This window comes from Yimella sp. NH-Cas1 (genome assembly GCF_022359705.1).
Lineage (GTDB): Bacteria > Actinomycetota > Actinomycetes > Actinomycetales > Dermatophilaceae > Yimella > Yimella lutea.
In genome coordinates this window covers 1,268,598-1,288,056 of the sequence record NZ_JAKSGG010000003.1, presented here as the reverse complement: position 1 = coordinate 1,288,056, position 19,459 = coordinate 1,268,598, and the positions used below count along the sequence as shown (strand labels likewise).

Here is a 19,459-nt window from a genome sequence, read left to right as displayed (position 1 = left end):
CCTGGCGCAGCAGTACGGATTGGCCATCACCGATGTCACCTGCGGTGCGGCCAAGACCCAGGACTTCGCGGGCCTCGGCTGACGAGCACGAACAGGCAGCGGCGCGGTTCCCGAGCCAGCCGCGCCGTTGATCTAGTCTGGCGCGATGCTCGAAGACCTGCCAGTGGGCGTCGAACGCGCTCGCGAACCCGCTCACACCCCGATCGAGGACTACGCGATCATCGGCGACACCGAGACCGCCGCACTGGTGAGCCGGTTCGGTTCGATCGACTGGCTCTGCCTCCCCCGGTTCGACAGCGGCTCCTGCTTCACCAATCTGCTCGGCACCCCCGAACACGGTCGTTGGCTGTTGCGACCGTTCGGTCCGTCCGAGGCCACACGTCGGTACGTCGGCAACACCTCGATCCTCGAGACCACACACCGCACTGCGACCGGGATCGTCAAGATCACCGACCTCATGCCGCTCGGCATGGAACGCGCCGACCTCGTCCGGATCGTCGACTGCATCGAGGGCGAGGTCGAGATGCAGCACGAGTGGATCGTCCGCTTCAACTACGGACGCACCCGCCCCTGGGTGTCGCACCACCCCAACCTCGAACCCGACCAGGACGCGCTCATCGCGATCGCCGGCCCCGACATGCTGGTGCTGCGCAGTTCGCGCGGCCCACAGGCCGAGGACGGCACGCACCGCGACCGGTGGACGATGCGGGCCGGTGGCCGCGAGGAGTTCGTCATGAACTGGCACGCGTCGTGGAAGCCGATCCCGCCCCCGACCGATGTCGAAGAGCGGGTCGCGAAGACCTTCGCCACCTCCGAGGCGTGGGCCTCGGCCTGCACCTACGAGGGCCCGTACGAAGACGCGGTCGTGCGATCGCTGCTCGTCCTTCGGCTGCTCACCGATACCCGTCGCGGTGGCATCGTGGCCGCTCCGACGACGAGCCTGCCGGAGGACTTCGGCGGGGTACGCAACTGGGATTACCGCTACTGCTGGCTGCGCGACGCAGCGCTCACGCTGGAGGCACTGCTCGCCGCCGGTTTCGTCGAGGCCACCGACCTGTGGCGCGATTGGCTGATCCGCGCGATCGCCGGTGACCCCGAGGACATGCAGATCATGTACGCGGTCGACGGCGGACGTGAACTCCCCGAGCGAAAACTCGACCACCTGCCCGGTTATGCAGACTCCAAACCGGTACGGATCGGCAACGGCGCGGTCGACCAACGTCAGACGGATGTCCTGGGCGAGGTAATGATCGCGCTGGAGGACGCCCGGACGATGGGCCTGACGGAGTCCGAACGATCCTGGGCAGTCCAGCGCGCTCTGGTGGAGAACCTCGCCGAACACTGGGACCAGGCCGACAACGGGCTGTGGGAGATCCGCGGTCCGCTACGGCACTTCACTCACTCGCGGGTGATGGTCTGGGCGGCGTTCGACCGTGCGATCAGTGCGGTCGAGGACCACGGCACCGATGGCCCGGTGGAACACTGGCGCGAACTGCGCGACCGTGTTCGTGCCGAGATCATGGAGCGCGGGTTCAACAGCGACATCAACTCCTTCGTGCAGCACTACGGCACCACCGAGGTCGACGCGAGCCTGCTGCTGATCCCGTTGGTGGGCTTCCTGCCGGGCGACGACCCGAAGGTGCTCGGCACCATCGAGCGCATCGAGCAGGACCTGATGCGGGATGGACTGTTGTTGCGCTACCGCACCGAAGCCGGCGTCGACGGACTCCCCGGCGACGAACACCCGTTCCTGGCCTGCTCCTTCTGGCTGGTGTCGGCGTACGCCAAGTCGGGACGCCTGGACGACGCACACCGATTGATGCAGCGACTGGTCGGCCTCTGCAACGACGTCGGTCTGCTCGCCGAGGAGTACGACGTCGACAACGACCGGATGGTCGGCAACTTCCCGCAGGCATTCAGTCACCTCACCCTCGTCGGCGCCGCCGTCGAACTCGCCCGGGCGGAGAAGGAGGCTGCGGCCACAACGGCAGGCACGCGTCCGGCATAGTGTGATCGCGAGCGGCCCGGGGCAGTGCCGTTCGATCGACAGCAAGCGAAGGAAACGATGACCCGTTACGACGGCAAGGTACAGCCGGGCGGCAACGTCCAGATCCGAGATGTCGGCAATGCTCGCATCCACAAACGCAACGTCGGATCGATGGGCAACAACGCCTATGTGATCGAGTCGAAAGCGACGGGCGACGCCCTGCTCATCGACGCCGCAGCCGACTGGCCCAAGCTGCAGCAGATGGTGTCAGGGGTCAACGTCGTCGGTATTGCGACCACCCACCGTCACAAGGACCACACCGGGGCCTTGGCGGACGCCGTCGACGCACTCGATGTCCCGACCTACGCCGGCGCCGACGATGCGGATGCGATCGAACAACCCACGACGACCCGTCTGTCGGACGGCGACACGATCGAGGTCGGCGACCTGAGGATCGACTGCGCCCACCTGCGTGGGCACACCCCTGGGTCGATCGCCTTCTCGTTCACCGATGCCGACGGACACAGCCACCTCTTCTCCGGCGACACGCTGTTCCCGGGTGGGGTCGGGGCGACGAATCACTATGACTATCAGTCATTCCCGCAGTTGATCGACGACGTCGAGGAGCGTTTGTTCGGACGCTTCGACGACGAGACGTGGGTATACCCCGGTCACGGTGACGACACCACGATCGGCACCGAGCGGCCGTCCCTGGACGAGTGGAGGAACCGTGGCTGGTGAAGCATGGGTGGCCGTCCCGGTCGCCGGGCTGTGGCGTTCGCCGGAGGCACCCAGAGCTGTGGACACCCCTGCGCTGCAGGACGATCCGGACCACACCGGCTGGCTCGCCGCGATGGATCAGCACCCGGTCGACCATCACGACAGTCGCGTCGGGCTGTTGGACCGACTCGACTCCGAAGTGCTGCACGGTGAACCGGTCGAGGTTCGCGAGGAACTCGACGGGTGGGTGCGGGTGACCTGTCCGCTCCAACCGGCAGGCAAGTCGCTGCAGCCTTACGAGGGCTGGGTACGGCGCGCGCACCTGAGCCACGACGCCCCGCAGCAGCCGCAAACGGCGTCCCCTGACCTTCTCGATGCGAAGGAGTTCGTCGCCGAGGCGCGTAAGTACCTCGGCCTGGGCTACCTCTGGGGTGGCCTGTCCCCCGCCGGCCTCGACTGCTCGGGTCTGGTGCATTTCAGCGCGCGCAGCCTCGGTGTCGTCGTGCCCCGTGACGCCGGCGACCAGCAACTCGCGGCCGAACCGGTCGAACTGGATCAGGTGCGCGAGGGTGACCTCTACTTCTTCGCCCACCCCGGCGAGCACGTCCACCACGTGGGCATCGTGATCCGGCCCGGCGTCATGTTGCACGCCCCCGAGTCGGGTGCCCGCGTGGTCGAGGAGGACCTCGGCGAGGATCGCTTGCGGACCCTCGTCGGAGCCGGACGCATCACCCGTTGAGCCGAACGTCCATCGGCTCGTCCGTCGATCGGGTGCCCCCGGTCGTCCTGGTCCTCTCCGCGGTCGTGTCGGTGCAGTTCGGCGGCGCGCTCGCCGCGACGCTCGTCCCGCAGGTGGGAGCACCGGGCACGGTTGCGCTCCGCATGGTGATCTCGGCACTGGTGCTGTGGCCTGTGGTGCGCCCACGCTTGCGCGGACGCACGGCATCCGATTGGCGCATCGTCGGCGTGTACGCGGCCGCACTCGCGTTGATGAACCTCAGTTTCTACGAGTCGCTGGCCCGGTTGCCGATCGGTGTGGCGGTGACGATCGAGTTCGTCGGACCGCTCGTGCTGGCGGCGGTGCTGTCCCGCGAGGGCCGCGATCTGATCGCCGTCCTGGCCGCCGCGATCGGAGTCGTCCTGATCTCGGGAGCCTTGTGGACGCCATGGTCGGAACTCGACCTCGTCGGCATCGTGTTCGCATTGCTCGCCGGCGCTATGTGGGCGCTGTACATCCTGGCCGGCGGACGCACGGCCGCGCGCTTCGCACAGTTGGACGGACTGGCCATCGCGCTGGCGCTCGGGAGCGTCGTGCTGCTGCCCCTCGGCTTCGCCACGGCCGGCACGACGTTGTTGGAGCCGGCAATCCTGCTCAAGGGTCTGGGCATCGCGATGCTCTCGTCACTGATCGCGTACAGCCTCGAGCTCCTGGCTCTCGGCCGGATGTCGGCCGGGGTGTTCGGAGTGTTGCTGAGCCTCGAACCCGCCGTCGCTGCGCTCGCCGGTCTGGTGGTGTTGTCGCAGACGCTCAGCCCGATCCAACTCGTCGGGATGTCGCTCGTCGTGCTCGCGAGCGTGACGGTGATGAGTCGCCGTCGCTCCGCCGAGCCTCAGGACGGCGGTTGATCAGACCCGAGGGGTGTCGGCTGCGGCGCCGCCCAGCAGGCCGTGACGCTCGGCGTGTTTCTCGAACCAGAGCGTCATCAGCGGCGGTACGGCGCTCACCAGGCCGAGGAGCAGGTGCTTGGGCGTCCACTTGTGCACCATCGCCACCCACAGGCAGCTGATCACGTAGAGCACGAACATCCCACCGTGGATCGGTCCCATGATCTGCACGCCCTTCTCGGTGGTCTCGAGGATCCACTTGAAGAACATCCCGGTCAGTAGACCGATCCAGGACAGTGCTTCGAGGACGGCTGCGACCTTGAAGAGTTTGGCGGAGGGGTGCGTGGTGGTGAGGTTCTCGGACACGGTCTCACCCTATGAAATCGTGCCACCCGCGCGGTCCATGGGGTCGCCGGCGTAGCTCCCCCGCCAGCTGACGACCTCAGCAGAAACCCGACCTAGCTGTACTGACCGGACACGTTGATCGAGCGATCTGGCATTCTCTGGCTGCCCGAACCCCTCGCATCGTGTTCCGCTGTCGTCCGCATGGGAGGGCCTCAGGAGCTGACTCCGTCCCCGGTCTCCGTCGCCGACGACGACCGAGTGCAGCAAGTATTCGTAGCCCTTGCCCGAGGACATGACCCGGATCGTCATCACCACGACGGCCCCTCCCCGAGACGGGCTCAGGAGGAGCCGTCTCAGGGGTCAGGTGGGCGCCCGGCACCCTGGTGCCAGACGTGTGGGGGGAATCATGGGGCTAGGTATCCGGCGCCAGCGCGGACGTCGCCCTCATGAGACGCGTTCAACAGCAGGGGATCTCACGTTTGCCGCTGCTGGCACGTCTTCATCGTGAACGAGGAGAGGTGAGAGGCATGAACGACACGAGACATACAACGGTCGAGTTGGCGCTGGGCGATGTGACTCTGGTTGCCGAAGGTGATGAGTTGACTGGGTTGTACTTTCCTGGCCACTGGCATCTGCCGGACGCGTCGGTGTTCGGTGCTCGGGTGGAGGCCGATGCGGACGAGGTATTCGTGTGGGCGAAGGCCGAACTGGAGGCGTATCTGGCGGGTGAGCGGGAGTCGTTCGATGTGCCGCTGCGCGCCAGCGGGGATGACTTTTCCGAGCGGGTGTGGTCGTTGCTGCGGTCGATTCCGTATGGTCAGACCACGAGTTACGGGGTGCTCGCTGAGCAGCTGGGTGACCGGCGTCTGGCGCAGCGCGTGGGGCAGGCGGTCGGGCGGAACCCACTGTGCGTGGTTCATCCCGTGCCATCGCGTCGGCGGTGCGGACGGGTCGCTGACGGGATACGCGGGCGGGCTGGAGCGCAAGCGGTGGCTGCTGGAGCTGGAAGAGCCCGCCGAGGCGACCGGATCGCGACTGTTCTAGAAAACCGGATCTCACGTTTCGCGCCGCTGGTGCGTCTACCGTGTGATGAAGGCGAAACACCCATTCGAACAGGCCGTGCAGCGGCACGGGGAGACCGTGCTGCGGGTCTGCCGCGCCGTGCTCGGGCCGGGGCCGGATGCCGACGATGCCTGGTCGGAGACGTTCCTGGCCGCGCTGCGATCGTGGCCGGACCTTCCCGAGGACACGAATACGGAGGCGTGGCTGGTGCGCGTCGCTCGCCGAAAGGCGATCGACATCACCAGGGCACGTGCACGGCATGCGATCCCCACCGACGATCTCCCCGAACAGGTCTCACCGCTGGGTAACCACGACGGTGACGAGTACGGGGTGTGGGCGGCGGTCGCGGCGCTCCCGGAGCGGCAGCGCCTCGCTGTCGCGTATCACTATCTCGGCGGGCTGCCGCACGTCGAGACCGCCGAACTCATCGGCGGCAGCACGGATGCGGTGCGCCGAGCGGCGGCGGACGGCATCAAGAGTTTGAGACAGACCTATCACGCGGGCCAGCACACGAAAGGAGCATCCCGATGACCGACATCACTCCATCCGGGATCAGCCGTCCGACGGGTGACGGCACGGGAGCCGAGCACGCCGCCCTCTTCCCGATCGACCCAGGCGCGATGGCCGCCTTGCACACGCGGCTGGCCGAACTCGCCGGTGAGCACGGCCTGCTCGATGTCGCCTACCGCACGATCGACACCCCGGTCGGTCCGCTGCTGCTGGCCGCGACCGAGAAGGGTCTGGTGCGCGTCGCGTTCGAGCGCGAAGACTTCGACATGGTGCTGGAGTCGCTGGCGCGGAAGATCAGCCCGCGGGTGCTGGAGGCCCCCCGCCGTCTCGACGCGGTGGCCGCTGAGATCGACGAATACTTCGCAGGTAAGCGGCACGCGTTCGACGTGCCCTTGGACTACGCGATGTCCTCGGGGTTCCGGCAGATCGTGCAGCGCTACCTGCCGCACATCGGCTACGGACGCACACAGTCCTACAAGGAGGTCGCCGAACTCGTCGGCAACCCGAAGGCGGTACGCGCCGTCGGTACGGCGTGCGCGACCAACCCGCTGCCGGTCGTGGTGCCCTGCCACCGGGTGCTGCGCACCGACGGCAGCCTGGGCGGGTACATCGGCGGCCCGGACGCGAAGACGACGCTACTGACACTGGAGAAGGCAGCATGAACGCGACGAAGAACGATCCGGACGTGTATGCGCAGCGCGTGGACTCCGGCGAATGGGAATCGATCACCGAGGAGGTCAACGAGTACGGCGGTGCGCTGTTGCCGCAGTTGCTCGCTCCGGAGGAGGCCGAGGAGATCCGTGGCCTCTACGACGTGGATGACGCGTTCCGGCAGACGGTCAACATGGGCCGTGTGCGTTTCGGGGAGGGCCAGTACAAGTATTTCCATGCCCCCCTACCCGGAGCCGATCGAGCGGCTGAAGCAGGCCCTGTACCCGCGTCTTCTGCCGATCGCCCGCGACTGGTGGGGAAAACTCGGCCGCGAGGCGATCTGGCCCGACACCCTGGACGAATGGCTGGACATGTGCCATCAGGCCGGGCAGGACAAGTCCACCGCGATCTTGTTGAAGTACGGCGAGAAGGACTGGAATGCGCTGCACCGCGATCTCTACGGCGATCTCGTGTTCCCCTTGCAGGTGGTCATCAACCTCAACAACCCCGGCGTGGATCACACCGGCGGCGAGTTCCTGCTCCTGGAGCAGCGCCCCAGGGCGCAATCCAGGGGCACCGCGTTCCTGTTGCCGCAGGGTCACGGGTATGTGTTCACCACGCGGGATCGCCCGGTGGAGTCCAAGCGCGGCTGGTCGGCGGCCCCGGTCAGGCACGGTGTCTCCGCGATCCGTTCGGGTGAACGGTTCACGCTCGCGCTGGTCTTCCACGACGCCGCGTGAGGGCACGCATGGTCGGCAAGACGTACACGCTCCTCGGCGCGGATCGGAAGCCGTATGAGAGCACAACTGCGGGCACGCTCGGCGGACACTGGGCCGGGCGCATCTACGGGCGCATGGACTGCCCGGCGGCGCTGCGTGCGATCGCGAAGGGCGGCTACGTGAAGAACCGGGTGTTCTTCGCCGATGAAGCCACTGCGATCGCCGCAGGGTTGCGGCCCTGCGGCCCGTGCCTGCCAGAGGAATACGCCGCATGGAAGCAATTGCAACAGGAGGCCCGATGACGCACAGCCCCCGCCTGTCCACACCGCTGGCTGTGCGCGACACCTTGCCGGAACCGGCGACCGATGCGGAGGTCGACGCTCTGGTCGATCTCGCGGACCGCCTCGACGTACAGAGTGTCGTGATCGGGCACGGCCGCGATGACGTCTCGCGTCAGAACGCGGCCCGCTTCGTCGCCCGCTGGGAGGCGGGCGACGGGGAGGTGCTTGTACGGGTGTCGTGGCCCGAGGAAGCTGCGTCGTGGCTGCGACAGTCCCGCAGGCTCACTGGACCGGAACCGGATCTGTGGGTACTCGGCGGAGCCGCTGCGGGGCTGGCGCAGGTGACCCGCAGGCTCGCGTGGTCGACGCTGTGGCAGCCGCGCCGCACCCTGGCCCTCGGCAGCAGCACCGTGCGCGAGACGCTGCGTCTGGCCGGGGCCGCGTGTGCTGGAAGGAATGCGCGGCGCTCACCCGGACGGGGCGCTGTGGCAGATCCGAGACGATGCCGTGGGGTGTCTGCATCCCGCCGAGATCGAGAGGAGCATCCGTTGAGCACCCTGTTCGGAGACGACATGATCGATCGGCCTGCGCCGGCGCTTCCCGAGGGTGCACACTACGTACCAGGCTGGTTGACCCTGGAACAGCAGCGCTGGATCGTCGGCCGTTTCCACGAGTGGACGAACGGGCCCGTCCCGATCAGGGCGGCCAAGGTGCGCGGCCACGAGATGAGCGTGCGCACCGTCTGTCTCGGCTGGCACTGGCGGCCCTACGAGTACACCCGCGAAGCCGTGGACGTGAACGGCAACCGGGTGCTCGACTTCCCCGACTGGATGGTGCGCCTGGGACGCACAGCCCTCGTTGCCACGACCGGAGACCCTCACGCGGGCGACGACTACACACCCGACACGGCGCTGGTGAACTTCTACGACGACGCCGCTCGGATGGGGATGCACCAGGATAAGGACGAACGCTCCCTCGCCCCGGTGGTGTCGCTGTCGATCGGGGACACCTGTAGGTTCCGGTTTGGCAACACCGAAACCCGGAACAAGCCCTACCAGGACATCGACCTCGCCTCCGGCGACCTGTTCGTCTTCGGAGGCCCCTCCCGGCTCGCCTATCACGGCATCCCCAAGGTCTATCCCGGCACCGCACCGCACGGGTGCGGTCTGGAGGCCGGGCGGATCAACATCACCATGCGCGTCACCGGACTCGACGGCTGACAACTCGCCCCTGCCGCCGCGACCTCGCCGAACGAGCACCGCACCGAGCGAACGAAGGATTTCAGGTTTGACCCCCACGACTCCCACCGAAGCCCCCACTGCGAGGGACGATCCGGGCATCGTCATCGGTGAAGACGGACTCGCACGCCCTGCCTGGGCGAGTGTCGATCCGATGCTGCGCGACTACTACGACACCGAATGGGGCACGCCCGTGCGCGACGAGCAAGGCATGTACGAGCGCATCAGTCTCGAAGCGTTCCAGGCGGGTCTGTCGTGGGCGACGATCCTGCGCAAGCGGTCCGCGTTCCGTGCAGCGTTCGACGGCTTTGACCCCGAGCGGGTCGCCCGCTACGGGGAGGCGGAGATCGATCGGCTCATGGCCGATGCGGGGATCGTGCGGAACCGGGCGAAGATCCTCGCCGCGATCACGAACGCGAACGCGACGATCCGGCTGCGCGACAAGGGAGGGCTGGCCGAGTTCGTTTGGTCGTTTCAGCCGTCCGAGACGCCCGCGCCGCGCACGTTCGCCGAGATCCCCTCGAAGTCCCCCGAATCTTTGGCGCTGTCCAAGGCGCTGCGCAAGGAGGGGTTCGCGTTCGTCGGCCCCACGACGATGTACGCGTTGATGGAGGCGATTGGGATCATCGACACCCACCTCGTCGGCTCTCACCGTCGTGGTTCCTCCGGCGTCTGGACCGCATGAGCGACGTCTTGCAGATCAGGATCGACGCCAACGGCCCATTGGACCGTGACACGGCTCTCGGCACACTCGCCGCGCACGCCGTCGATGGCCTGCACCGGCTCGACCCCGACACAGCGGAACTGACCCGCTGGATCGACATCCACGGCGAGCCGTACCAGATCGTGGTGCGTCTCGACCCGGACGGCGCGACCGTCTCGACAGCGACCCACGACGCGGGCATCAATACTGAGATCACCAGACGGGTGCGGCACTGGTTCGACCTCGACACCGACCTCACCCATGTCAACGCCCATCTCGGCGCGGACCCTTTGTTCGCTGAGCAGATCGAGTGGCGGCCGGGCATCAGGATCACCCGGTTCCATGCCCCGTTCGAAGCGGTCATCCTCACCGTGCTCGGGCAGCAGGTCTCCCTCGCCGCCGGGCGACGGTTCGCGGCACGGCTCGTCGCCGCCTACGGTGTCCATCCGGCCGCGGGCCACCAGAATTCCGGGCTCCGATGTTTCCCGGCACCAGCAGTCCTCGCCGCCACGCCGATCGACGAGTTGCGTGCGGCGGTCGGGCTCACCGGTGCACGAGCGCGCACCGTGCACGAGGTCGCCGTGCTCTTCGCCGAGGCAGACGACAGCGCGGCACTGCCAGCGCGGACGGATCTGCACGCTGTCTTTGGTGTCGGGCCGTGGACGCTGGACTATCTCGCGATCCGCGCAGGCACAGATCCGGATGCGCTCCCCGCGACGGACGCCGTGCTGCGCCGCACCCTCACAGCCGCCAGTCCGGACGCCGATGCTGCACGCGTCGAGTCCTGGAGCCCGTATCGCAGTTATGCGGCGTCACGGCTCTGGGCACAATCTCTCTGATCCCGGATCTCACGTTTGCTCTTGCTGGGGCGTCTACATGGTGAGGCCGAGATTCGGCCCGGAAGGAGATGACCATGCCTGACACCAGAACACAGCAGGATCTGGCGAAGCGAGTCCGTGACCTCCACGACGACTTCCTGATTCTCCCCAACGCCTGGGACGCAGGCAGCGCACACCTCATCGCGCAGACCGGAGCCGCTGCCATTGCGACGTCGGGAAGGGCCGGTGCAATTGGCTTGCCGGCTCGGCATCGCGCCGTCGACGGTCCACCGCATCCTCACGGATGCCCATCTCAACCGGCTTTCTCGCGTCGACCGCGCCACCGGAGAACCCGTCCGCCGCTACAAGCATGACCATCCCGGTGCGATGCTGCACGTCGACGCGAAGAAGCTCGGCAACATTCCCGACGGCGGCGGCTGGCGCCGGGTCGGCCGAAAGAGTCATCATCATCGACTTCAGCTGGTCGCGGCCGTCATCTGGCGCAGTTCTTTCTTGAGGTCGGACAGTTCGTCTCGCAGCCGTGCGGCCAGCTCGAAGTGCAGGTCGGAGGCTGCCTGGTGCATCTGCTCGGTCAGTTCCTGGATCAATTGCGCCAACTCCGCCGCCGGCATGTTCGCCGCCTTGCCTGCACCGGCGACCTCGGCGTCGGCGGCCGCAGCACCGCGACCACCGCGGCCCTTGCCCCGCGACTGAGTACGCCCGCTGCCGAGTAAAGCATCGGTGTCGGCGTCCTCTCGCTGCAGCATGTCGGTGATGTCGGCGATCTTCTTCCGCAACGGAGTCGGGTCGATTCCGTGTTCCTTGTTGTAGGCGACCTGCTTGTCGCGCCGTCGCTGGGTCTCGTCGATGGCGTCCTGCATCGACGGAGTGATCTTGTCGGCGTACATGTGCACCTGGCCCGACACGTTGCGAGCTGCGCGACCGATCGTCTGGATCAGTGAGCGTGTCGACCGCAGGAAGCCCTCCTTGTCGGCGTCCAGGATGCTGACCAGCGAGACCTCCGGAAGGTCGAGGCCCTCACGGAGCAGGTTGATACCCACCAGCACGTCGAACTCACCCAGTCGCAGCTCGCGCAGCAACTCCACGCGCCGCAGCGTGTCGACCTCGGAGTGCAGGTACCGCACCCGGACGTCCTTCTCCAGCAGGTAGTCGGTGAGGTCCTCGGCCATCTTCTTGGTCAACGTCGTCACCAGCACGCGTTCGTTCTTTGCCGTGCGCTCACGAATCTCGTGCAGCAGGTCGTCGATCTGGCCCTTGGTGGGCTTGAGGATGATCTGCGGGTCGACCAATCCGGTCGGTCGGATCACCTGCTCGACGTAACCGTCAGACTTCGCCATCTCGTAGTCACCCGGCGTCGCCGACAGGTAGACGGTCTGTCCGATGCGCTCCAGAAACTCCTCCCACTTCAGCGGACGGTTGTCCATCGCGCTGGGCAGCCGGAAGCCGTGGTCGACCAGCATGCGCTTGCGCGACATGTCGCCCTCGAACATCGCACCGATCTGCGGCACCGTCTGGTGCGACTCGTCGATGACCAGCAGGAAGTCCTCGGGAAAGTAGTCGAGCAAGGTGTTCGGCGCGGTTCCCGGCGCACGGCCGTCGATGTGCCGGGAGTAGTTCTCGATACCGGAGCACGAACCGACCTGCCGCATCATCTCGATGTCGTAGGTGGTGCGCATCCGAAGTCGTTGCGCCTCGAGCAGTTTGCCCTGCTTCTCGAACTGCGCCAGGCGTTGTTCGAGTTCGCTCTCAATCGTGCCGATCGCGCGCTCCATCCGCTGCGGTCCGGCGACGTAGTGCGAAGCCGGGAAGACGTACATCTCGTCCTCTTCGCGCATCACCTCGCCGGTGAGCGGATGCAGCGTGTACAGCCGCTCGATCTCGTCGCCGAAGAACTCGATGCGCACCGCGAGCTCCTCGTAGACCGGGATGATCTCGACGGTGTCCCCACGCACCCGGAACGTGCCACGGCTGAACGCGAGGTCGTTGCGCGTGTACTGCATCTGCACGAACCGTCGCAGCAGGTCGTCACGGTCGAGTTGCTGACCCACCTTGAGCCGGGCCATGCGATCGACGTATTCCTGTGGAGTGCCCAGACCGTAGATGCAGGAGACGGACGCGACCACGACGACGTCGCGACGCGTCAGCAGCGAGTTGGTAGCGCTGTGCCGCAACCGCTCGACCTCGTCGTTGATCGAGGAGTCCTTCTCGATGTAGGTATCGGTCTGCGGGATGTAGGCCTCAGGTTGGTAGTAGTCGTAGTACGACACGAAGTACTCGACTGCGTTGTGCGGCAACAGTTCTCGGAATTCGTTGGCCAACTGCGCGGCGAGCGTCTTGTTCGGTGCCATCACCAACGTCGGCCGTTGCACCTGCTCGATCAACCAGGCGGTGGTGGCCGACTTACCGGTGCCCGTCGCACCCAGCAGGACGACGTCCTGCTCCCCAGCGTTGATCCGCTTGGTGAGGTCTGCGATCGCGGTCGGCTGGTCACCGCTCGGGGAGAACTCGGAGACGACTTCGAACGGGGCGACTCTGCGTTGCAGATCGGTGGTCGGGCGCATGGAACAACCGTACGACGCGGCACCGACAAGCAGGATGACAACGTCCTGAGCACCGACCTCACCATCCACCTGATGGCCCACCGAGCGTCGCCCGGATGACGGCAGAAGAGCTCGCACCGCCCCCCACCCTAAGGCGTGCACCGGTTTGCTCGCTCCGTTCGAACGGACGCAGGAGGCATACCTGACAGACTGATCCAATGACCGATCAGCTGCGTCCCGCATGAGTGCGTCCACCTACATCGCAGCTGCATATCTGATCATCGGAATCGCCCTCTTCGTCGGTCTGCTGCTCCCCCGCATCACGGCCAACCGGGCGATCTCCAGCCCGATCGTGTTGCTCACGATCGGGCTGGCCGCCGGGATGCTCCCGCTGCCGGACGGCGTGAGTCTGGACCCGATGAAGCACCCGGCGCTGACCGAACAGATCACCACGATCACGATCGTCATCGCACTCACCGGCGTGGGCCTGGCCCTCGACCGCCCGTTGCAGCGCAGTCGTGAGACGTGGAAGAGGTGGAACAGCACCTGGCGGTTGATCTTCATCGCCATGCCACTGGCGATCGCGGTCACGGCCGTCCTGGGCTGGTGGCTCGCCGGTCTCGTGCCGGGCGCCGCGCTCGTGCTCGCCGCCGCACTTGCACCCACCGACCCGGTGTTGGCTTCGGACGTTCAGGTCGAAGGTCCGACGGTCGACGTCGACGACGAGGCACGTCTGGACGAGGACGACGAGATGCGCTTCGCGCTTACGTCCGAGGCCGGCCTGAACGACGGTGCCGCCTTCCCGTTCGTCGTCGCCGGACTCTACCTGCTCGGGGCGGGGTCGGTCTGGTCATGGGCGCCGTCCTGGATCGCGTGGGAACTGGTGGGGCGAACGCTCATCGGAGTGTTCGTGGGATGGGTCGTCGGCACGCTGCTCGGCCAGTTGGCCTTTCGGGCACCGCGAAGCGTCCGATTCGCCGACATCGGTGATCCGCTGCTGATCGTCGCCGCCCCACTGATCGCGTACGGCCTGGGCGAACTGGTGCACGGCTGGGCCTTTCTTTCGGTCTTCGTGTGCGCGCTGTGCATGCGCGCGAGCGAACGAACGCACGAGTACCACCAACACATGCACGGCGTAATCGACCGGCTGGAACACCTGTTCACGTTGCTCGTGCTGCTGATGCTGGGGGCCGCACTGACTGACGGGATGTTGGCGCACCTGACCTGGGCCGGGGCGCTCGTCGGGGTGCTGCTCATCTTCGTCATCCGGCCGGTGACCGCCTGGGTAGCGCTGTGGAGTCCGCACAAGGTCGATCGAGCGGGCGACGGGGTGCTCGGGCCGCGCGAACGATTGGCCACTGCCTTTCTCGGCGTGCGAGGCATCGGCACGCTCTACTACCTCGCCTACGCGTCTTCGCACGCCAAGGTCGACAACGGGGCCGAACTCTGGTCGATCGCCGGCTTCACGGTGGCTCTGTCGGTGATCGTGCACGGCATGGCGGCCACGCCGATCGTGCAGTGGCTCGACCGCACGCGGCGCGCCAAGGCGGCTTAGCCGGGCATCCTCCATCCGGACGTCTGCGCCCACGCCCGCGCCTTCGGCAGTGCTTCGGCGAACCACGGTTCCTTGGCCTGGACGTAGTCCTGCTTGGTCTCCTGCGTGCCGCCTGGGTGTTCAGCGGCCACGGCTCGCTTCATCTCGGCGTACGCGTCCCGCTCCTCGTCGTTCGCGCGGAGCCAGTCACGGAACTGCAAGGCCGCCGTCGCAGCAGGACCGCCGTTGGTCCTGATATGGACGTGCACGACCTGCTCCGGGTCGGCGCCGTTGGCGTAGAACTTGCGCCACTGCTCGGGATCCGGCGCCCACGGTTGGGGCGCATCGTGGTTCGAACGCACCTCGACGACGCCTGCTCCCCAGAGTGCTCCAACGAACGAATCGCTCTGTGCCACAGCAAGATCGGGCACCTGGATCTGAAGATCGATGACGTCCTTCGCGGCCAGCCCGGGCACCGACGTCGACCCGATGTGATCGACCTGCACCTCGCTCATCCCTGCTGCCGAAAGTTGGTGCGCGAGGCGGGCGCACCAGCGGCGCCCCTGCTCGGCCCATTCGGGATCCGGTTCGCGGATGGTGACGCTGTCCGGACGCCGCACGCCGCGTACGGCGGTGAGGTTGTCTGCGTAGGGCCGAATCCGGTTCTCCCACAGCGAATTCACGGACGTGTGCAGCTCCTCGGGGGAACCGGAGTTGTCGAGCAACACGTCCGCCGCCGCGCGACGCTGCGCATCGGTGGCCTGCGCGTCGACCCGGGCTTGCGCGTCCTCGCGATTCATCCCACGCTGCTCCACCAGCCGGTCCAGTCGGACCTCCTCGGGCACGTCGACGATCACCATCAGGTGATAGCCGTCCGTCTGACCGAGTTCGACCAACAGCGGCATATCGTGGACGACCACCGCACCCGCCGGCGCTCGGGCGAACAGCTCGGCGGTCCGTTCCGCGATGAGCGGGTGCGTGATGGCCTCCAGGGCTCGACGCCGTTCGCTGTCGGCGAACACGATCGCGCCGAGCGCAGGACGGTCGAGTACCCCGTCCGCAGTGATGACTTCGTCCCCGAACTCTTCACGGATCAGGCCCAGCCCCGGTGTCCCCGGCTCGACCACCTCGCGAGCGATCGCGTCGGCGTCGACGATCACGGCACCATGTTCCGCGAGCAGATTCGACACCGTCGATTTACCCGATCCGATCCCGCCGGTCAGCCCGATTCGCATGGGCCGAGGCTATCGGCGCCGTTCAGGTTCTAGGTTGGTGGCATGACTTCTGGCTCGTCTCGACGCATCGTCATCACCGGTGGAGGCACCGGCATCGGCAAGGCCATCGCGCAGCGCTTCCTGCAGGAGGATCCCGACCTCGTGCTCGTGGGACGCCGCGCAGAACCTCTGGACGCGGCCGCAGCCGAACTGCGATCTGCCGCACCCAGAGCGCGCATCGCGACCCGCACCTGCGATCTGACTGTTCCCGAACAGGTCGAGCAGCTCGCGGACGAACTGAAGACCGGAGCACCGATCGGCGTGCTGGTCGCGAACGCCGGCGGCAACTACGGGCTCGGCGCGAAGACCCTCACCGAGACCGCACAGGCGTGGCGGGCCGACTTCGACGGCAACGTCCTTTCCGCCGTCCTGATCACCCAAGCGCTCCTCGACCACATGCCGCGTCCAGGGGGACGGATCATCGCGATGAGTTCCATTGCCGCACTTCGAGGTTCGGGTGCGTATGGCGCTGCCAAGGCCGCTGTCAACGCCTGGGTGCTGAGCCTGGCGGCGCAGGTCGCAGCCGACGGAATCACCGTGAACTCGGTCGCGCCCGGGTTCGTTCCCGGAACGCCGTTCTGGGCCGGACGCATCGCCCGCGATCCCGACATCGTGCAGAACCGCACCGCCCCGATCCCGATGAGGCGCCCGGGAACTCCCGAGGAGGTGGCCGAGGCTGTCGCCTACCTGGCCTCCCCCAACTCCGGGTGGACCACGGGACAGATCCTCCAGGTCAACGGCGGCACCCTCTTCGGCCGCGGCTGACCCCGAAAGTCCGCAGGACGCGCGGGTAAGCGCCGCCATCGCGCGGGCACCCGCCATCGACTGTCCGCGAAACTCGCGGGTCAGCTCGACAAGGTTGCGGACTTCCGGGGAAGGCGAAGGCCCGCCCACCGAAACGGTGAGCGGGCCTTCGTGGCTTCCAGCTGTTGATCAGCCTCAGTTGCCGGTGAGCTTCTCGCGCAGAGCAGCAAGTGCTTCGTCCGAAGCAAGCGTGCCCTCGGCCGGAACCTCGGCCTGCTCGCCACCGGAGGAGTACGAGGTCGGCGCGGTCTGCGCGGTGGCGACAGCCTCCGCGTCGGCCTTGCGTGCAGCCTCGATCTGAGCCTGGTGAGCCTCGTAGCGAGCGTGGGCGTCGGCGTACTGCGCCTCCCAGGTCTCGCGCTGGCTCTCGTAGCCCTCGAGCCACTCGTTGGTCTCCGGGTCGAAGCCCTCGGGGTACTTGTAGTTGCCCTGGTCGTCGTACTCGGCGGCCATGCCGTACAGCGTCGGGTCGAAGTCGTTCGCACCGGCGGCGTCGTCGTTGGCCTGCTTGAGCGACAGCGAGATGCGGCGGCGCTCCAGGTCGACGTCGATGACCTTGACGAACAACTCGGTGCCGACGGTGACGACCTGCTCCGGCAGCTCCACGTGGCGCTCGGCCAGCTCGGAGATGTGGACCAGACCCTCGATGCCGTCCTCGACGCGCACGAACGCACCGAACGGAACGAGCTTGGTGACCTTGCCCGGGACGACCTGACCGATCGCGTGGGTGCGGGCGAAGTGCTGCCACGGGTCTTCCTGGGTCGCCTTCAGCGACAGCGAGACGCGCTCGCGGTCCATGTCGACGTCGAGCACCTCGACGGTGACTTCCTGACCGACCTCGACAACCTCGGACGGGTGGTCGATGTGCTTCCAGGACAGTTCCGAGACGTGCACCAGACCGTCGACGCCACCGAGGTCGACGAACGCACCGAAGTTGACGATCGAGGACACGACGCCCGAGCGGACCTGGCCCTTCTGCAGTTCCTTGAGGAACGTGGTGCGGACCTCGGACTGGGTCTGCTCCAGCCAGGCGCGGCGCGACAGAACGACATTGTTGCGGTTCTTGTCGAGCTCGATGATCTTGGCCTCGACCTCCTTGCCGACGTACGGCTGCAGGTCGCGGACACGACGCATCTCGACCAGCGAGGCGGGCAGGAAGCCGCGCAGGCCGATGTCGAGGATGAGGCCACCCTTGACGACCTCGATGACGGTACCGGTGACGACGCCGTCCTCTTCCTTGATCTTCTCGATCGTGCCCCAGGCGCGCTCGTACTGCGCACGCTTCTTGGACAGGATCAGACGGCCTTCCTTGTCCTCCTTCTGGAGAACGAGAGCCTCGACCTCATCGCCCACGGAAACGACCTCGGTCGGGTCGACGTCGTGCTTGATGGAGAGTTCGCGCGAGGGAATGACGCCCTCGGTCTTGTAACCGATATCGAGGAGAACCTCGTCACGGTCGACCTTGACGATGACACCTTCGACGATGTCGCCGTCATTGAAGTGCTTGATCGTCGCGTCGATCGCGGCGAGCAGCTCCTCCTCGGATCCGATGTCGTTGATCGCGATCTGGGAGGTGGTGGCGGTAGTCATGTAGTAGGAAACCTTTGATGGACGGTTGAGTTGGACAATGATTGGATCCCTGGCCGCTCACCAAGGCGAGCGAACAGGTCGAGCACGCACAAGAAAGTGCGTCTCTACCCTACCGGCTGTGCAAGAAGTGGGCAAAACCACAGATTTCGACTCCGAAAGGACCCATGAGCAGCAACGACCCGACCGACGACCGGACCAACACAGACGACGCCACGACGTCCGAGGCGGCGGGCCGCGACGGCACCCGGACGGTCGATGACCGGGAGAGCGCCCGCGCCCAACGTGCCTGGTGGGACGGCGAAGCGGACGACTACTACCGCGAGCACGGGGCCTTCCTGCGCGACGAACACCTCGTCTGGGGACCGGAGGGCTGGACCGAGGAGGAACTTCGGATCATCGGTCCCGTGGACGGGCTCGACGTCCTGGAGTTCGGGGCCGGCGCCGCGCAGGGCGGGCGGTGGATGCACGACCAGGGCGCCCGCGTCGTGGCCTCTGACATCTCCCTGGGCATGCTCGAGGTCGGCCGCCGGATCGACGAACGTCAGGAGCGCGCACTCCCCCTCGTCCAGGCCGATGCGGCTCGACTTCCCTTCGCGGACGCGTCCTTCGACCTGGCGTTCTCCGCCTACGGCGCGGTGCCGTTCATCAGCGACACCGCCGCGCTCATGGTCGAACTGGCGCGCGTGCTGCGGCCCGGCGGCCGACTGGTGTTCTCCACCACGCACCCGACCCGCTGGGCCTTCCCCGACGTCCCGGACGAGGCCGGCCTGGTCGCGCAGTACGACTACTTCGACACCGCGCCGTACGTCGAGCGTGCCGGCGGCCTGGTGACCTATGTCGAACACCACCGCACCTTGGGCGGACGGATACGTGAACTGGTCGCCGCCGGCCTCCAGGTGCAGGACGTGGTCGAACCCACCTGGCCGGAACGCAACGATCAGAACTGGGGTGGATGGAGCCCCACCCGTGGACGCGTCATCCCGGGCACCGCGATCTACGTCGCGAAGAAGGCCGGGACCGCCTGACGCACAAGAGATCCGGCCTTCGACGAGGTGAG

General features: G+C 66.9%; 18 protein-coding genes and 2 pseudogenes. 16 read left to right on the top strand and 4 right to left on the bottom strand.

Annotated elements, in window-relative coordinates; genetic code table 11:
* The first annotated feature begins 145 nt into the window (after positions 1 to 145).
* Genes MF407_RS06515 through MF407_RS06500 form a run of 4 tightly spaced genes read left to right on the top strand, consistent with a single transcriptional unit; the run spans position 146 to position 4,333 of the window.
* On the top strand, positions 146 to 2,008 hold the full coding sequence (locus MF407_RS06515) for a glycoside hydrolase family 15 protein (protein WP_129625099.1): 1,863 nt from the start codon (positions 146 to 148) through the stop codon (positions 2,006 to 2,008).
* A gap of 57 nt (positions 2,009 to 2,065) precedes the next feature.
* Positions 2,066 to 2,728 carry an MBL fold metallo-hydrolase gene (locus MF407_RS06510; protein WP_129625098.1) on the top strand — a complete coding sequence of 221 codons (663 nt, stop codon included), beginning with the start codon at positions 2,066 to 2,068 and terminating at the stop codon, positions 2,726 to 2,728.
* Complete coding sequence (locus MF407_RS06505) at positions 2,718 to 3,446, top strand: NlpC/P60 family protein (RefSeq protein WP_129625097.1); 729 nt, start codon at positions 2,718 to 2,720, stop codon at positions 3,444 to 3,446. Before MF407_RS06510 ends, MF407_RS06505 begins: the two co-directional genes overlap by 11 nt.
* Positions 3,443 to 4,333 carry an EamA family transporter gene (locus tag MF407_RS06500; RefSeq protein ID WP_129625096.1) on the top strand — a complete coding sequence of 297 codons (891 nt, stop codon included), beginning with the start codon at positions 3,443 to 3,445 and terminating at the stop codon, positions 4,331 to 4,333. Before MF407_RS06505 ends, MF407_RS06500 begins: the two co-directional genes overlap by 4 nt.
* On the opposite strand, the gene MF407_RS06495 is transcribed toward MF407_RS06500, so the two are convergent.
* The gene (locus tag MF407_RS06495) at positions 4,334 to 4,678 is read right to left on the bottom strand and encodes a DUF3817 domain-containing protein (protein ID WP_129625095.1); all 345 of its coding nucleotides are present in this window, start codon (positions 4,676 to 4,678) and stop codon (positions 4,334 to 4,336) included.
* Between the two features lie 425 nt (positions 4,679 to 5,103).
* Here MF407_RS06495 and MF407_RS15825 point away from each other — a divergent pair.
* The 9 genes and pseudogenes from MF407_RS15825 to MF407_RS06450 all read left to right on the top strand — a co-directional run.
* A pseudogene (locus MF407_RS15825) lies at positions 5,104 to 5,520 on the top strand (MGMT family protein); the annotation flags it as partial.
* A 226-nt stretch (positions 5,521 to 5,746) separates the two neighbouring features.
* On the top strand, positions 5,747 to 6,250 hold the full coding sequence (locus MF407_RS06485; protein WP_129625094.1) for a sigma-70 family RNA polymerase sigma factor: 504 nt from the start codon (positions 5,747 to 5,749) through the stop codon (positions 6,248 to 6,250).
* On the top strand, positions 6,247 to 6,891 hold the full coding sequence (locus tag MF407_RS06480; protein WP_239701798.1) for a methylated-DNA--[protein]-cysteine S-methyltransferase: 645 nt from the start codon (positions 6,247 to 6,249) through the stop codon (positions 6,889 to 6,891). Before MF407_RS06485 ends, MF407_RS06480 begins: the two co-directional genes overlap by 4 nt.
* 225 nt (positions 6,892 to 7,116) lie before the next feature.
* On the top strand, positions 7,117 to 7,620 hold the full coding sequence (locus MF407_RS06475; protein ID WP_239701797.1) for a 2OG-Fe(II) oxygenase: 504 nt from the start codon (positions 7,117 to 7,119) through the stop codon (positions 7,618 to 7,620).
* Positions 7,621 to 7,628: 8 nt separating this feature from the next.
* On the top strand, positions 7,629 to 7,901 hold the full coding sequence (locus MF407_RS06470) for an Ada metal-binding domain-containing protein (RefSeq protein ID WP_129625092.1): 273 nt from the start codon (positions 7,629 to 7,631) through the stop codon (positions 7,899 to 7,901).
* A gap of 527 nt (positions 7,902 to 8,428) precedes the next feature.
* On the top strand, positions 8,429 to 9,100 hold the full coding sequence (locus MF407_RS06465; RefSeq protein ID WP_239702860.1) for an alpha-ketoglutarate-dependent dioxygenase AlkB: 672 nt from the start codon (positions 8,429 to 8,431) through the stop codon (positions 9,098 to 9,100).
* A 67-nt stretch (positions 9,101 to 9,167) separates the two neighbouring features.
* Positions 9,168 to 9,803: a DNA-3-methyladenine glycosylase I gene (locus MF407_RS06460; RefSeq protein ID WP_239701796.1), complete on the top strand. Its 636-nt coding sequence runs from the start codon at positions 9,168 to 9,170 to the stop codon at positions 9,801 to 9,803.
* Positions 9,800 to 10,660 carry an AlkA N-terminal domain-containing protein gene (locus tag MF407_RS06455; RefSeq protein WP_239701795.1) on the top strand — a complete coding sequence of 287 codons (861 nt, stop codon included), beginning with the start codon at positions 9,800 to 9,802 and terminating at the stop codon, positions 10,658 to 10,660. The genes MF407_RS06460 and MF407_RS06455 overlap by 4 nt, the downstream gene beginning before the upstream one ends.
* A gap of 180 nt (positions 10,661 to 10,840) precedes the next feature.
* Positions 10,841 to 11,098 (top strand): annotated as a pseudogene (locus MF407_RS06450) (IS481 family transposase); the annotation flags it as partial.
* A 17-nt stretch (positions 11,099 to 11,115) separates the two neighbouring features.
* On the opposite strand, the gene uvrB reads toward MF407_RS06450, so the two are convergent.
* On the bottom strand, positions 11,116 to 13,221 hold the full coding sequence (gene uvrB, locus MF407_RS06445) for an excinuclease ABC subunit UvrB (RefSeq protein WP_129625089.1): 2,106 nt from the start codon (positions 13,219 to 13,221) through the stop codon (positions 11,116 to 11,118).
* A 220-nt stretch (positions 13,222 to 13,441) separates the two neighbouring features.
* Here uvrB and MF407_RS06440 point away from each other — a divergent pair, with 220 nt between their 5' ends.
* Entirely contained in the window at positions 13,442 to 14,755 is a 1,314-nt protein-coding gene (locus tag MF407_RS06440; protein ID WP_129625088.1) for a cation:proton antiporter, read from the top strand.
* Here MF407_RS06440 and coaE read toward each other — a convergent pair.
* Positions 14,752 to 15,969 carry a dephospho-CoA kinase gene (coaE, locus tag MF407_RS06435; protein ID WP_129625087.1) on the bottom strand — a complete coding sequence of 406 codons (1,218 nt, stop codon included), beginning with the start codon at positions 15,967 to 15,969 and terminating at the stop codon, positions 14,752 to 14,754. The two genes, MF407_RS06440 and coaE, sit on opposite strands and share 4 nt — an antisense overlap.
* A 42-nt stretch (positions 15,970 to 16,011) precedes the next feature.
* Here coaE and MF407_RS06430 point away from each other — a divergent pair, with 42 nt between their 5' ends.
* Positions 16,012 to 16,773, top strand: a complete 762-nt coding sequence (locus tag MF407_RS06430) for an SDR family oxidoreductase (protein ID WP_129625086.1) — start codon at positions 16,012 to 16,014, stop codon at positions 16,771 to 16,773.
* A 174-nt stretch (positions 16,774 to 16,947) separates the two neighbouring features.
* On the opposite strand, the gene rpsA is transcribed toward MF407_RS06430, so the two are convergent.
* Positions 16,948 to 18,402 carry a 30S ribosomal protein S1 gene (gene rpsA, locus MF407_RS06425; protein ID WP_129625085.1) on the bottom strand — a complete coding sequence of 485 codons (1,455 nt, stop codon included), beginning with the start codon at positions 18,400 to 18,402 and terminating at the stop codon, positions 16,948 to 16,950.
* 164 nt (positions 18,403 to 18,566) lie between these two features.
* Between rpsA and MF407_RS06420 the strand changes: the two genes are divergently transcribed.
* A complete protein-coding gene (locus MF407_RS06420; protein ID WP_129625084.1) occupies positions 18,567 to 19,427 on the top strand; it encodes a class I SAM-dependent methyltransferase in 861 nt (286 codons plus the stop codon).
* The last annotated feature ends 32 nt before the right edge of the window (positions 19,428 to 19,459 follow it).